Here is a 14,157-nt window from a genome sequence, read left to right as displayed (position 1 = left end):
GCGCGGAACCGGCCGTCGTCGGGCGTGGTCCGGCGCTCCGCTGCCGGGCGCTCCCGGACCGCGCTCACGTGCGTCCCGCCACGCTCCCAGCGCCCGACCACCCGCGGGTCGGTACCCTGGCGCGGTGCTTCGCTTCCTCGGTGCCCTGATCGGCGACGTCCTCGCCGTGGTCCTCTTCGTCGCGATCGGCCTGCTCCAGCACGGCTACGACATCTCGACGCAGAATCTCGTGCTGGTGGGCTGGCCCTTCGCGGCCGCCCTCCTCGTCGGCCATCTGGCCGCGCAGACCTGGCGCGCACCCTTCCGCATCTGGCCGCAGGGCGTGTTCGTGTGGGCGATCACGATCGTCGGCGCCATGGCGGTGCGCACCCTCATGCAGGCCGGCACCGAGGTGTCCTTCGTGATCGTCACCTCGATCGTCCTGGGCGTGCTCATGCTCGGCTGGCGCGCGGTCGCGACCTTCCTCACCCGCGGCGAGCGCAGGGTCGTCGAGGTCGTCGACGAGGCCGATCTCGAGACGGCGACCGGGTCCGCGGGCACCACCGGGCCCGAGGTCGAGAAGTCCCCCGAGGGCGGGACCGCCGCCGGAAAGGCCGACAACTCCTGAGGAACCGGGGTGAGCCCTGCCGGAAGCACTCCCCCGTCGGCGACCCCGACCCTCACTCGCCGAGCGCGAACCTCACGTCCACTGCGGTGCCGTGGGCCGGCAGGCCCTCGGAACGGGCGAGCGTGGTCGCCGCCTCCCGTGACGCGGCGAGCGCGTGCTCGTCGTACTCGACGACGTGGATGCCGCGCAGGAACGACTGCACGCCCAGTCCCCCGGCGAAGCGCGAGGTGCCGCCCGTGGGGAGCACGTGGTTGGAGCCGGCCGCGTAGTCGCCCAGGCTCACGGGGCTGAAGGGGCCGACGAACACCGCACCGGCGTTGGTGACGCGCGCAGCGACGCCGTCCGCGTCGGCCGTCTGGATCTCGAGGTGCTCCGCACCGTAGGCGTCGACGACCGCGAGTCCCTGCTCGATGTCGTCCACGAGGATCGCGCCGCTCTGGCGTCCGCGCAGCGCCTCCGTGATCCGCTCGTGGTGCTCGGCCGCGGGGACCTGGGCGTCCAGCTCCTCCTCGACGCGGCCGACGAGGGCCTCGTCGTCCGTGACCAGCACGGCGGCGGCCATCGGGTCGTGCTCGGCCTGGGAGATGAGGTCGGCGGCGACCAGGCGGGGCTCCGCGGCGGCGTCGGCGAGGATCGCGATCTCCGTCGGTCCGGCCTCCGCGTCGATCCCGACGATGCCGCGCACCAGGCGCTTCGCCGCGGCGACGTAGACGTTCCCGGGGCCGGTCACGAGGTCCACGCCCTCGAGCGCGCGGCCGTCGCCGAGGTCGTCGGCGCCGTGGGCGAGCAGGGCGATCGCCTGCGCGCCGCCCACGGCCAGCACCTCCTCGATGCCCAGCAGGGCGCAGGCAGCGAGGATCGTGGGGTGCGGCAGACCGCCGAACTCCTTCTGCGGCGGGGAGGCGAGCACGATCGTGCCGACGCCCGCGGTCTGCGCGGGCACGGCGTTCATCACCACGGAGCTGGGCAGCACGGCGCGGCCGCCGGGGACGTAGAGGCCCACGCGGCGCACGGGCACCCAGCGCTGGGTGACGCGTCCGCCGGGGATCACCTCGACGCTGTCGGGCTCGCGCACCTGGGCGGCGTCGACGGCGCGGACCCGTGCGATCGCGGTCTCCAGGGCCGAGCGCACCGACGGGTCGAGCTCGGCGAGCGCCCTCGCGATCTCCTCGGGCGGGACGCGCAGGTGCTCGGGGCGCACCCCGTCGAAGCGCTCGGAGGCCTCGAGGACGGCGGCCGCGCCGCGCGTCGCGACGTCCTCGATCACCGGGGCGACGGCCTCGGCCGCGGCGGCGACGTCGACCTCGGGACGGGGCAGGGAGGCGGCGAGCTCGGCGGGGCCGGGACGGGTCCCGCGCAGGTCGGTCACGGAGAGGAAGGACATGAGGGAAGTCTAGGAGGCCGCCCGCGGACCGGCCCCCTCGGCCCGACGCCTGGGACGCGCCGGGGGAGCCCTCGCGGTCGCGTCGCGGACAGGCTCGCGCGGCCCGGTCTTCCTGAGGACGCCGCGCGCGCCCTCGGATAGTCTTGACGTCGAGACATCACCACGACCCGAGGGAGCCCCACCGACCATGTCGCGGATCATCTACACCCACACCGACGAAGCACCGATGCTCGCCACCGTGTCGTTCCTGCCGATCCTGGAGGCGTTCTCGCGCACTGCCGGGATCGACGTGGAGACCCGGGACATCTCGCTCGCGGGCCGCATCGTCGCGGCCTTCTCCGATCTCCTGCCCGAGGACCAGCGCGAGGCCGATGCGCTCGCGGAGCTCGGCGAGCTCGCGAAGACGCCCGAGGCGAACATCATCAAGCTGCCGAACATCTCGGCCTCGGTCCCGCAGCTCAAGGCCGCGATCGCCGAGCTGCAGGCCGCCGGGATCGACCTTCCCGACTACCCCGAGTCCCCCTCGACCGACGCGGAGAAGGACGTGCGCGCCCGCTACGACGCCGTCAAGGGCTCGGCCGTGAACCCCGTGCTGCGCGAGGGCAACTCCGACCGCCGCGCACCCCAGGCGGTGAAGAACTTCGCGAAGAAGCACCCGCACCGCATGGGCGAATGGTCCGCCGACTCGAGGACCACCGTGGCGACCATGGACGCCGACGACTTCCGGGCCAACGAGCAGTCCGTGGTCCTGGAGAAGGACGACGAGCTCTCGATCGTCCACGTCGCCGCCGACGGCGCCGAGACCGTGCTGAAGCCCTCGATCCCCGTGCTCGAGGGCGAGGTCGTGGACTCGACCGTCATGAGCGCCCGCGCGCTGGACGCCTTCCTCGCGGCACAGGTCCAAGCGGCGAAGGAGCAGGGCGTCCTGTTCTCCGTGCACCTCAAGGCCACGATGATGAAGGTCTCCGACCCGATCCTCTTCGGCCACGCCGTGCGAGCCTTCTTCCCCGCCCTCTTCTCGGCCTACGGCGAGCAGCTCGCCGCGGCGGGCCTGTCCCCGAACAACGGCCTGGGCGGGATCCTCGCCGGGGCCGACGCCCTGGATCCCGAGGTCGCCGCGGGCGTGCGCGAAGAGATCACCAAGGGCCTCGCCGAGGGTCCGGCGATCGCCATGGTGAACTCCCACAAGGGCATCAGCAACCTGCACGTGCCCAGCGACGTCATCATCGACGCCTCGATGCCCGCGATGATCCGCACCTCCGGCCACATGTGGAACAAGGACGATGCGGAGCAGGACTCCCTGGCCGTCATCCCCGACTCCTCCTACGCGGGCGTCTACGCGGCGACCATCGAGGACTGCAAGGCGAACGGCGCCTTCGACCCGACCACCATGGGCACCGTCCCGAACGTCGGCCTGATGGCGCAGAAGGCCGAGGAGTACGGCAGCCACGACAAGACCTTCGAGATCGAGGCCGACGGCCGCGTCGAGGTGCGCGACTCCTCGGGCGCGGCGCTGATGGCCCAGCAGGTCGAGGCCGGCGACATCTTCCGCGCCTGCCAGGCCAAGGACGCCCCGATCCGCGACTGGGTGCAGCTCGCCGTGCGCCGCTCGCGCGAGTCCGGGATGCCCGCCGTGTTCTGGCTGGACGAGTCCCGCGCCCACGACCGCAACCTCATCGCCAAGGTCGAGGCCTACCTCGCCGAGGAGGACACCGAGGGCCTGGACATCCGGATCCTCTCCCCGATCGAGGCGACGAAGCACACCCTGGAGCGCGTGCGCCGCGGCGAGGACACGATCTCCGTGACCGGCAACGTGCTGCGCGACTACCTCACCGACCTCTTCCCGATCATGGAGCTGGGCACGAGCGCCAAGATGCTCTCGGTGGTCCCGCTGATGAACGGCGGCGGGCTGTTCGAGACGGGTGCGGGCGGCTCCGCCCCCAAGCACGTGCAGCAGCTGATCGAGGAGGACTACCTGCGCTGGGATTCCCTCGGGGAGTTCCTGGCCCTCGCCGAGTCCCTGCGTCACCTCGCGCGCACCGAGGACAACGAGCGCGCCCGCGTGATCGCCGACGCCCTGGACCGGGCGACGGAGACGCTGCTGAACAACGGCAAGTCCCCGCAGCGCAAGCTGGGAACGATCGACAACCGCGGCAGCCACTTCTACCTCGCCCTGTACTGGGCGCAGGAGCTGGCCGCGCAGACCGACGACGCGGAGCTCGCCTCCGCCTTCGCCCCCATCGCCCAGGAGTTCGCGGGCAAGGCGGAGGTCATCGACGGCGAGCTGCTCGCCGTGCAGGGCGAGCCGGCCGACATCGGCGGCTACTACCGGCCCGATGAGGCGAAGGCCGCGAGCGTCATGCGGCCCTCGACCACACTGAACGCGATCGTCGAGGAGATCAGCTCCGCGCTGTGACGCGCTGACGCGCTGAGGGCCGACCGCACCTCACGAGGGCGGTCGACCAGCGGAAGGGCCCGGATGCTTCGGCATCCGGGCCCTTCGTCGTCGGACCGCGGGGTCGTCGGACCGCGAGTGCCCGGCGCGCGCTCAGGCGCGGGACGTGCGCCCGAGCCGCTTCCAGAGGAGCGCCCACTGGCGAGGCGCGAGGTCCCGGGGACGGTCCCGGCGCGCGACGCCGGCCGCCCGCAGCGCATCGTCGATCCGACGTCGGCCCGACGCCCCGCGTGGGGGCAGAGTCCTCGGCAGGATCCGCTCGAGGGTTCCTCCCCCGCCCGCGAAGACACGGCGTGCGAAGCGTTCGTAGTCGGGGCGATCCCGGAGCGGGAGGAGGGGGCGCTCACGACGCTCGAGCACCAGGATCCCGCCGTCGACCGAGGGCACGGGGCGGAAGGCGCGTGCGGGCACGCGGCCCTCGAGCCTCGCGTGGATCCAGGGCGCGGCCTGCACGGTCATCAGGGTGGATCCGCCCACTCCGGCGCGCTTGCGGGCCACTTCCCACTGCGTGAGCAGGACGGCGCGATGCCAGGCGTGCTCCCGCAGCAGGCGCCGCAGGATGGGTGTGGTCAGGTGGAAGGGGATGTTGCCGACGATCGTCGTCGCATCGAGCGGATGGGCGAGCGCATCGCCGGAGATCACGCGGACACGGGGCAGGCCGCGGCGCAGTGCCCGGGCGCGGTGCTCGTCGATCTCGAGGGCCGTGAGCGGCACGCCCCGTGCGGCGAGCGTTCGGGTGAGGGCGCCGTCGCCGGCGCCGAGCTCGAGCACGCTCGTGCCGTCCCGGGGGACGAGGTCGGCGATCTGCTCGAGAGTGGGCCGGTGGACGAGGAAGTTCTGTCCGAGCTCATGGCGTCCGCCATGGAGGGAGCGTGGCATGGGTGGTCTCCGTGCTGTCGGGTCGGAGCACCCGGCATCTCACCCGTGCCGGCGGCAGGGGGAGGCGAGGTTCGCGCGTCCGGGTGCGAGGGCTCTCGACGGGACGGCGCGCATCATGCGACGGCGCGCCGTCAGGCGCGGCGGTCGCGGAAGGTGAGTGCGCGGTCCGCGAGGACCGCACGGAGAAGGGTTCCCATGAGTCGGACGCTATCGAGGGGACGGCGACGGCGTCGAACGAATTCTCCTCGCGCTCCGCCCGCGCCGAAAGGCCGCGGGAGCGGGGCGGGCCGCTCAGCCCAGGATCTGACGCACGAGGGCGAGGAGCGCGATCACGACGATGGTGCCGCGCAGCACCCATTCGGGAAGGCGCTTGGTGAGGTGGGAGCCGAAGTAGCCGCCGAGCAGGGCGCCGACCGCGATCGCGACCACGCCCTCCCACCGCACGTCGGCGCCGAAGGCGAAGTGGGCCACGAGGTAGACGAGCGCCGCCATCACGTTGACGAGCAGGCTGAACAGGTTCTTCACTGCGTTGACGCTCTTCATCGAGCGGCCGGTGAAGGCGCCGAGCAGGCCGAGGTAGAGGATGCCCTGCGCGGCCGTGAAGTAGCCCCCGTACATCGAGGCGGCGCCCATGGAGACCATGAGGCCCGGCGAGCGGTAGGCGGCCGCGCTGCTGCCGGCGTCCGGGTCCCCCTGGCCGCTCCCCCGCCGCGGGATCCAGGTGGCCAGGCGCTTCTGGAAGACCACGAGCAGCAGCGCGACCACGATGAGGATGGGGACGACGACCCTGAGCGCTCCGGGCGGTGAGACCAGCAGCAGGCAGGACCCGATGGTCGCGGTCACGACCACGATGGCGGCGAGCGGGCGCACGTCGCGCCATTCGGCGGAGATCTCGCGCCGGTAGCCGAAGAACGAGCCGACGGTCGAGAACACCATGCCCATGGTGTTCGTGCGCACGGCGGTGCCGGGGTCGAGGCCGAGAGCCAGCAGCACGGGGAGCGTGAGCAGCGATCCGCTGCCCACCGCGGAGTTGATCGCGCCCGCGAGGGCACCCATCACGAGCAGCACCACGAGCGACTGCGGATCCACGCGCCCTCTCCTCCCTCGCCGCCCCTCGTGCCCGAGGGGCGCATGCGTCGGACCGCTCGGCGGATGCGGCCCGACCTGCAACCCTAGACCCGGACGCGGGGCTGCTCGGCTGCGGCCTCACTCCTCGGAACGGGCCGCGCCCGGACAGGCCGCGAACCCCTCGAGCGCACGCGAGGCCCCGGGCATGCCGCCCGGGGCCTCGCACGCGACGTCGATCGTCCGACGCCGATCCGTGTCAGCCGAGTCCGTGTCAGCCGAGCGCCGCCACGGCGGCGTCGTAGTCGGGCTCCTCGGAGATCTCCGGGACCAGCTGGCTGTGCAGCACGGTGCCGTCGGCGTCGATCACCACGACCGCGCGGGCGAGGAGGCCCTGCAGGGGGCCGTCGGTCTGCGTGACCCCGAAGTCCTCCCCGAAGCTCGACCGGAAGGCGGAGCCGGTGACCACGTTCGTGAGCCCTTCCGCGCCGCAGAAGCGGGCCTGCGCGAAGGGGAGGTCCTTCGAGGCGCACACGACGACCGTGTTCTCCAGGCCGCTCGCGATCTCGTTGAAGCGGCGCACGCTCATCGCACAGGTGCCGGTGTCCAGGGACGGGAAGATGTTCAGCACGATCCGTCGGCCGGAGAAGTCGCCCGTGGCGACGGCACCGAGGTCCTGCCCGACGAGCTCGAACGCGGGGGCGGCGGAGCCGACGACGGGGAGCTCGCCGACGGTGGTGACGGGTGTGCCCTTGAAGGCGGTGGTGGCCATGTCATGCATCCTTCTGCTCGATGTGCGCTGGTCCTTCCATTGTGCCCCGTCGGCCCCGACTCATCCCTGCGAGGCGAAGGTCTCCCGCAGGCGCGCGGTCTGCTCGGCGACGTCGAAGTCGGCGGCGGGCCACTGCGGGTCGATCTCGCCCAGAGCCTGCAGCAGAAGCTGCTGCACGGCGATCCGGGCGTACCACTTGCGGTCCGCGGGCACCACGACCCATGGTGCGTGCGGGGTCGAGGTCGCGCTGAGAGCCTTCGAGTAGGCGTCCATGTAGGCGCTCCAGTACCCGCGCTCGTCGATGTCCCCGGGGTTGAACTTCCAGTGCTTGTCCGGGCGCTCGAGGCGCTCCATCAGCCGCTCGCCCTGCTCGGCGTACGAGAGGTGGAGCATGACCTTCACGATCGTGACCCCGGAGTCGGTGATCTCCTTCTCGAAGGCGTTGATCGCGGCGTAGCGCCGCTCGATCTCCTCGGCGTCGGCCCATCCGTGGACCCGATGGATGAGCACGTCCTCGTAGTGCGAACGGTCGAAGACGCCGATCTGGCCGGCCGCGGGCACGTGCGGGCGGATCCTCCACAGGAAGTCGTGCTGCTTCTCCTCCTCGGTGGGCGCCTTGAACGCGGTGATCGAGATGCCTTGCGGATCCACGGCGCCGACGACGTGCCGCATGATCCCGCCTTTGCCGGAGGTGTCCATGCCCTGGACGACCAGCAGCACGCTGCGTCCCCCGGATGCCGCCCCGTGGTGGGCTGCGAAGAGTCGCTCCTGCAGATCAGCAAGGGAGTCGTCGCAGGCCAGGAGGTGCTTCTCGCCCTTCTTCTTGCCGCCGTCGAAGCCCGGGGTCGCGTGCGGGTCGAACTCGTGGACGTCGCCCGCCCACCCCGGCGGGACCGTGAAGCCGCTCGGGACGTCGTCCGGCAGGGAGCCGGGTGAGAGGACGACGGGTCGGAGATCGCGCGAGGACTTCGACGCTGCGGCCTTCGCGGGCTCGGGGGACTTGGAGGTCTTCGACGTGGTGGACGCCTTGGGGGTCTTGGAGGGCTTCGTCGCCTTGGACGTCTTGGAGGACTTCGACGTCTTGGAGGTCTTCGCGGGCTCGCGGCTCGTCGTGGCCGTCGCCCCCGACGTCGCCGACTTCGCCGGCTTCGCCGACTTCGCGCTCCCGCCCTGCTTCGTGCTCTTCTTCGGACGGGGGCTCTGCTGCTTCTTCGCCTGTGCCATGCACGGAGCGTATCCGGATCCGCAGGGCGCGGGTCGCAGGTCGGACCGGACCCGAGGGGTTCCCCGAGGGCACCCTCAGCTCTAGCGTGGGGCACACGACGTATCCGTCCGGTCCGCCGAGGAACGAGGAGAGTCCCATGCACGACGCCCCGAACCAGCCAGTCCGGCCCGCGGTCTGGCCCGCCGCCGAAGGCACCGCCCCGGATCAGGAGGAGCTGCTCCGTCTGCACGGCTGGTGGCGCGCGGCGAACTACCTCTCCGTCGGTCAGATCTATCTGATGGACAATCCTCTGCTGCGCACGCCGCTCACGCGCGAGCACGTGAAGCCGCGCCTGCTCGGCCACTGGGGCACGACCCCCGGGCTCACGTTCCTGTACGCGCACATGAACCGGGCGATCCGCCAGCGCGATCTCGACGCGATGTACGTGACCGGTCCCGGTCACGGCGGGCCCGGCGTGGTCGCCGCCGGATACCTCGAGCACACGTACACGGAGACCTACCCCTCGGTCACCGAGGACGAGGCCGGCATGCGCCGCCTGTTCACCCAGTTCTCGTTCCCCGGTGGGATCCCGTCCCATGCGGCGCCGGAGACCCCGGGCTCGATCCACGAGGGCGGCGAGCTCGGCTACTCGCTCTCCCACGCCTACGGCGCCGTCCTCGACAACCCGGGGCTCCTCGCGTTCACCGTGGTCGGCGACGGGGAGGCCGAGACCGGACCGCTGGCCACGTCGTGGCACAGCAACAAGTTCACCCATCCCCTCACCGACGGCGTGGTGCTTCCCGTGCTCCACCTCAACGGGTACAAGATCGCGAACCCCACGGTGCTGGCGCGCATCGGCGACGACGAGCTCGCCGACCTCATGCGCGGGTACGGCCACGAGCCGCTGTTCTTCACCGGCGGCTTCGACGACGAGGACCCGCTCACGGCGCACAGGCGCTTCGCCGAGGTGCTCGACACGGCCCTGGACCGCATCGCGGAGATCAAGGCGAAGGCGGCCGAGGACGACGCCGCCGGACGGGAGCCCGAGCGGCCCACCTGGCCGATGATCGTCTTCCGCACGCCGAAGGGATGGACCGGGCCCGCGGAGATCGACGGCAAGAAGTCCGAGGGGTCGTGGCGGGCCCATCAGGTGCCGCTGGCCAACGCCCGCGACACCGACGAGCATCTCGCGGTCCTGGACTCGTGGCTGCGCTCCTACCGGCCCGAGGAGCTGTTCGACGACGAGGGGCGGCTGCGTGAGGAGTACGCGGAGACCGCTCCCGCCGGGCTCCGGCGGATGTCGGCGAACCCGGTGACCAACGGCGGCTCCGTGCTGCGGGCGCTGCGTCTGCCCGACTTCCGCGAGCATGCGGTCGACGTCCCGCGCCCCGGGGCCACGACCTCGGAGGCCACGCGCGTGCTGGGCGACTGGCTGAGGGACGTGATCGAGGCCAACCCCGACAACTTCCGCATCTTCGGACCCGACGAGACCGCGTCCAACCGTCTGCAGTCCGTCTACGAGGCCACGGACAAGCAGTGGAACGCTCAGTTCGTGCCGGACGACGACGAGGAGCACCTGGCGCCGCGCGGCCGCGTCATGGAGGTGCTCAGCGAGCACCAGTGCCAGGGCTGGCTCGAGGGCTACCTCCTCACCGGCAGGCACGGGCTGTTCAACTCCTACGAGGCCTTCATCCACATCGTCGACTCGATGGTGAACCAGCACGCGAAGTGGCTGAAGGTGACGAACGAGCTCGAGTGGCGTCGGCCGCTGGCCTCGCTCAACTACCTGCTGAGCTCCCACGTGTGGCGCCAGGATCACAACGGCTTCTCCCATCAGGACCCGGGATTCATCGACCACATGGTCAACAAGAAGGCCGAGATCGTGCGGGTCTACCTGCCGCCGGACGCCAACACGCTGCTGTCCACCTACGACCACTGCCTCCGCTCGCGCCAGTACGTGAACGTGGTCGTCGCGGGCAAGCAGCCGGGACCGCAGTGGCTGAGCATGGACGAGGCGATCGTCCACTGCACGCGCGGCCTGGGCATCTGGGAATGGGCAGGGACCGAGGTCGAGGGCGAGGAGCCCGACGTCGTGCTCGCCTGCGCCGGGGACATCCCGACGATCGAGGTGCTCGCGGCGGCGAAGATCCTCCGCGAGCAGATCCCCGACCTGCGCGTGCGGGTGGTCAACGTGGTGGACCTGATGCGCCTGCAGCACGAGTCGGAGCACCCGCACGGTCTCTCGGAGAAGGAGTTCGACGGGATCTTCGGCGAGTCGTCCCCCGTCGTCTTCGCCTACCACGGCTACCCGTGGCTGATACACCGTCTCGCCTACCGCCACGATCGCGCCTCACGGATCCACGCGCGCGGCTACAAGGATGAGGGCACGACCACGACGCCCTTCGACATGCTCATGCGCAACGACATGGACCGCTACCACCTGGTGATCGACACGATCGATCGCGTCGACGGCCTGGGGACCCGCTTCGCCGGTCTGCGCCAGCGGATGGTCGACTCCCGCATCCGCGCACGCGAGTACGCGTACACCCACGGCACGGACCAGCCCGAGGTCGCGGCGTGGCAGTGGGACGACAACGCCGACGAGTCCGAGCCGTCGAAGGGCACGGTCACGGCCGACACCGGCGGCGACAACGGCTGAGATCGCCGGTTCGCGTCCGGGGTCTGCCGGGCGGACGGAGGGCATCCGGCGCGCGGTGCGGGTGCGGGGCGCGCGAACACGCCCCGGGACCTCCGGCGCCCCGCGGCACGAGTGACCTGCCGGCGAATTCTCGGTGACGGATATGGCGCAGATCACAACGATCGGTACGGTCGAAGAACGCTCCCCGAGCGCGACGCCGTCGACCGGTTCGGTGCGACGTCGTTCGACATCCGCACGAGCGGACCGCACAGAAGGAGAACAGCATGACGTTCCAGGGCAGCATCACGGATCTCCAGACCGCCGAGGTCCTCGACTCCACGGGCGAGAAGGTGGGCAAGGTCGGGCAGGTGTATCTGACCAAGGACTCGCAGGACCCCTCGTGGGTCACCGTCAACATCGGTCTGTTCGGCTCGCGCGAGACGTTCATCCCGCTGGCCGACGCGAAGTACGCCGAGGGCGCCATTACCGTCCCCTACGAGAAGTCGTTCATCAAGGACGCGCCGAACATCGACGAGGACGGCGAGATCTCCCACCAGGAGGAGTCCGAGCTCTACCGCTACTACGGGGTGACCGATCCCGACGCCGCATCCGGCGATGACCGGGGCGGTGAGGATGACGCGCGCGGCCGCGGCACCGCGCAGGACCGCACGGGAACCGCGCAGCAGGACCCGGCCGTGCAGGGGCAGCAGGGCCGGCAGGGGCAGGACGCCGGGGCTCCTGCCGCCGATGATGGGACCGGCGCCGGTGCCGGAGTCGGCGCGGGTGCCGGAGTCGGCGCTGCGGGTCTCTCCGGGCGCGGGACCGAGGCCGACGCAGGGTCCGGGGACCGGGCTCTCGAGGACGAGCAGCGGCGAGCGGCCCAGGACGGAGCGGCGGCGAGCGGGGACTCCGGGACGACCGCGGGCACCGGCGCACCCGGCGCGGCCGACGGCCGGGCGGACGTGGACGGCAAGGAGTCCGTGACTCTCCACGAGGAGCGCCTGAACGTCGGCACCGAGAAGGTCGAGACCGGCCGCGTGCGCCTGCGCAAGTACACGGTCTCCGAGACCCAGCAGGTCGAGGTGCCCGTCGAGCGCGAGGAGGTCGTCGTCGAGCGGGTGCCCGCCGGCGAGGAGACCGGGGGCGAGATCGCCGACGGCGAGACCGAGGCCGAGGTGACCCTCACCGAGGAGCGACCAGTGGTGAACAAGGAGACCGTGGCGACCGAGCAGGTCAACATCGGCACCCGCACGGTGCAGGACACCGAGACGGTGAGCGGCGAGGTGGGCCGCGAGGAGGTCGACATCACCGACGCCGACGGCCGTCCCGTGACGGGCGAGGGCGAGGGCGACCGCGCCTGACCCTCGCCATCGGGCGACAGGACGAGGGCGGGCATCCGCGGTCGCGCAGGCCGCGGATGCCCGCCCTCCGCCGTGCGCGGCCGTCGTCGGCGAGGTGCCGGGGACTCATGGGCCGGACCCCGGGGCCTCGAGTCCGGAGTCTGGAGCATGGACGGGAGAGAGGGCAGAATCGGTGGCAGCAGCCGAGGCAGGAGGAGACATGTCCACGTCGAGCATCCGCAGGATCGTCCGCGTCAGCGGCAGCGTGCAGGGCGTCGGGTTCCGCTGGGCCGCCGCCGACCACGCCGAGGCGCTCGGCGTGAGCGGCACCGTGCGCAACCTGCTGGACGGCACCGTGGAGGCCGACGTCGAGGGCCCCGAGGACGCTGTCCTCCAGATGCTCGAGTGGCTCGAGGAGGGCCCGACGAGCGCTCGGGTGAGCGGGACCGAGGTGCGCGAGGAGCGGCCGCGAGGGACGTCGGGCTTCCGCATCGCGGGCTGAGCGCGACCGCGCGGGGTGAGCACCGCCGCGCGGCGCGATCACACGTGCGTCGGGGTCGTGCGCAGGTAGCGGGCGACGACCACGAGGGCGACGGCGAGGAGCACCACGGAGGCGATCATCAGCGCCTCCTGGCCGGCGAGATCGAGGATCCGCCCGCCGATGAGCGCGCCGAGCGCGATCGAGACGTTGAAGACGGCGCTGTTGAGCGCCGTGCCCTCCTCCACGACCTCGCGCCCCTCCGAGCTCACGAACGCCTGGACGGTCACCGAGGCCGCGCCCGCGAACAGGCCCCAGAGCGGCATCACGACGAACGCCGAGGCCGGGGACTTCACGACCAGCAGGAGCACCAGGATCGCGAGGGCGAGCCCCGCGGCGATCACCAGGACCCCGAGGGGCGCGCTGCGCCGCAGGACCGTCCCGACCGCGAAGTTCCCGATCATCCCGGCGACGCCGAACAGCAGCAGCATCCCGCCGATGCTCGTGAGGGGCACACCGGCCCGGGAGTGCAGGAGCGGGCTCACATAGCTGTAGGTGATGAACTGCGCCGTGATCATGAGCGCGGTGAGCACCAGGGCGTGGCGCACCCCGCGGTGGGCCGCCGCGCGGCCCATCATCCGCATCGAGACGGGGGTGCTCGTGCGCACCGGCGCGACCACGGCGGCGATGAGGACCGCCACGAGCAGCGCCGCGCAGCCGACGACCGCGAAGGCCGTGCGCCATCCGAGGTGCGTGCCGATCCACGAGGCCACCGGCACGCCGAGCACGAGTGCCGCACCGGCCCCGCTGAAGGCGATGGTCAGGGCTCGCGGAGCGCGGTGGGGAGGCATCTGGGCGACGGCGACGATCGCGAGGACCGCCCAGTACAGGCCGATCGAGACGCCCGCGAAGAGGCGTGCGAGCAGCAATACCGCGAACGTGGGGGCGATGACGCTCAGCACGCAGGAGACGACCACGCTGGCCAGGGCGAGCACGAGGACGAGCCGGCGGTCGAGCGATCCCGCGATCACCGGCGTGAAGATCGCGACGACGCCCGCGAGGACGCCGGGCACCGTCACCGCGAGACCCGCGACGCCCTCGCTCACGCCGAGGTCGGGCGCCATCACGCTGAGCACGCCGATGGGGAGCTCCTCGATCGTGATGAGGATGAAGATGCCCACTGCGAGAGCGATCGTCGCGGCCCACTGGCGTGCCGACGTCATCGGCCCCTCCTTCTCACGTCGCTGACCTGCGCCTCGGACGTGACGGCGCAGACCTCACCAGCCTACGGCCGTCGCGACGGCGCGCGATGACACGGCCGACGCCCCGTGGTGC

Annotated in this window: 11 protein-coding genes; 5 read left to right on the top strand and 6 right to left on the bottom strand. The window is 71.8% G+C overall.

Annotation, left to right across the window (positions count from 1 at the left end):
- Window positions 1-124 precede the first annotated feature (124 nt).
- Window positions 125-607 (top strand): DUF3054 domain-containing protein, encoded by a 483-nt coding sequence (locus tag M4486_RS00980; RefSeq protein WP_249479139.1) that lies wholly within the window; start codon window positions 125-127, stop codon window positions 605-607.
- Window positions 608-659: 52 nt separating this feature from the next.
- On the opposite strand, the gene hisD is transcribed toward M4486_RS00980, so the two are convergent.
- Window positions 660-1,991 carry a histidinol dehydrogenase gene (hisD, locus tag M4486_RS00975; RefSeq protein WP_249479138.1) on the bottom strand — a complete coding sequence of 444 codons (1,332 nt, stop codon included), beginning with the start codon at window positions 1,989-1,991 and terminating at the stop codon, window positions 660-662.
- Between the two features lie 187 nt (window positions 1,992-2,178).
- On the opposite strand from hisD, the gene M4486_RS00970 reads away from it, so the two are divergent.
- Window positions 2,179-4,407 (top strand): NADP-dependent isocitrate dehydrogenase, encoded by a 2,229-nt coding sequence (locus tag M4486_RS00970; protein WP_249479137.1) that lies wholly within the window; start codon window positions 2,179-2,181, stop codon window positions 4,405-4,407.
- A gap of 132 nt (window positions 4,408-4,539) precedes the next feature.
- Here the strand turns inward: M4486_RS00970 and erm are convergent, their stop codons facing one another.
- The 4 genes from erm to M4486_RS00950 form a co-directional block, all read right to left on the bottom strand.
- Window positions 4,540-5,325 (bottom strand): 23S ribosomal RNA methyltransferase Erm, encoded by a 786-nt coding sequence (gene erm / locus M4486_RS00965; protein ID WP_249479136.1) that lies wholly within the window; start codon window positions 5,323-5,325, stop codon window positions 4,540-4,542.
- A 291-nt stretch (window positions 5,326-5,616) separates the two neighbouring features.
- Complete coding sequence (locus M4486_RS00960) at window positions 5,617-6,414, bottom strand: sulfite exporter TauE/SafE family protein (protein WP_249479135.1); 798 nt, start codon at window positions 6,412-6,414, stop codon at window positions 5,617-5,619.
- Window positions 6,415-6,664: 250 nt separating this feature from the next.
- Window positions 6,665-7,162, bottom strand: coding sequence for a thiol peroxidase (gene tpx, locus M4486_RS00955; protein ID WP_249479134.1), 498 nt, complete (start codon window positions 7,160-7,162; stop codon window positions 6,665-6,667).
- 60 nt (window positions 7,163-7,222) lie between these two features.
- The gene (locus M4486_RS00950; protein WP_429798314.1) at window positions 7,223-8,386 is read right to left on the bottom strand and encodes a polyphosphate kinase 2 family protein; all 1,164 of its coding nucleotides are present in this window, start codon (window positions 8,384-8,386) and stop codon (window positions 7,223-7,225) included.
- 137 nt (window positions 8,387-8,523) lie between these two features.
- On the opposite strand from M4486_RS00950, the gene M4486_RS00945 reads away from it, so the two are divergent.
- The 3 genes from M4486_RS00945 to M4486_RS00935 all read left to right on the top strand — a co-directional run bounded on the left by M4486_RS00945 (window position 8,524) and on the right by M4486_RS00935 (window position 12,846).
- Entirely contained in the window at window positions 8,524-11,025 is a 2,502-nt protein-coding gene (locus tag M4486_RS00945) for a phosphoketolase family protein (RefSeq protein WP_249479133.1), read from the top strand.
- A gap of 263 nt (window positions 11,026-11,288) precedes the next feature.
- Window positions 11,289-12,365: a DUF2382 domain-containing protein gene (locus M4486_RS00940; protein WP_249479132.1), complete on the top strand. Its 1,077-nt coding sequence runs from the start codon at window positions 11,289-11,291 to the stop codon at window positions 12,363-12,365.
- 199 nt (window positions 12,366-12,564) lie between these two features.
- Complete coding sequence (locus M4486_RS00935; protein WP_249479131.1) at window positions 12,565-12,846, top strand: acylphosphatase; 282 nt, start codon at window positions 12,565-12,567, stop codon at window positions 12,844-12,846.
- 38 nt (window positions 12,847-12,884) lie between these two features.
- Here M4486_RS00935 and M4486_RS00930 read toward each other — a convergent pair whose 3' ends face one another.
- Window positions 12,885-14,045 carry an MFS transporter gene (locus tag M4486_RS00930; protein ID WP_249479130.1) on the bottom strand — a complete coding sequence of 387 codons (1,161 nt, stop codon included), beginning with the start codon at window positions 14,043-14,045 and terminating at the stop codon, window positions 12,885-12,887.
- Window positions 14,046-14,157: the final 112 nt, after the last annotated feature.

The organism is Brachybacterium kimchii (assembly GCF_023373525.1).
GTDB classification, from domain to species: Bacteria; Actinomycetota; Actinomycetes; order Actinomycetales; family Dermabacteraceae; genus Brachybacterium; species Brachybacterium kimchii.
Note: the sequence above shows the minus strand (reverse complement) of the source record. Positions and strands in the feature narration are given on the sequence as shown.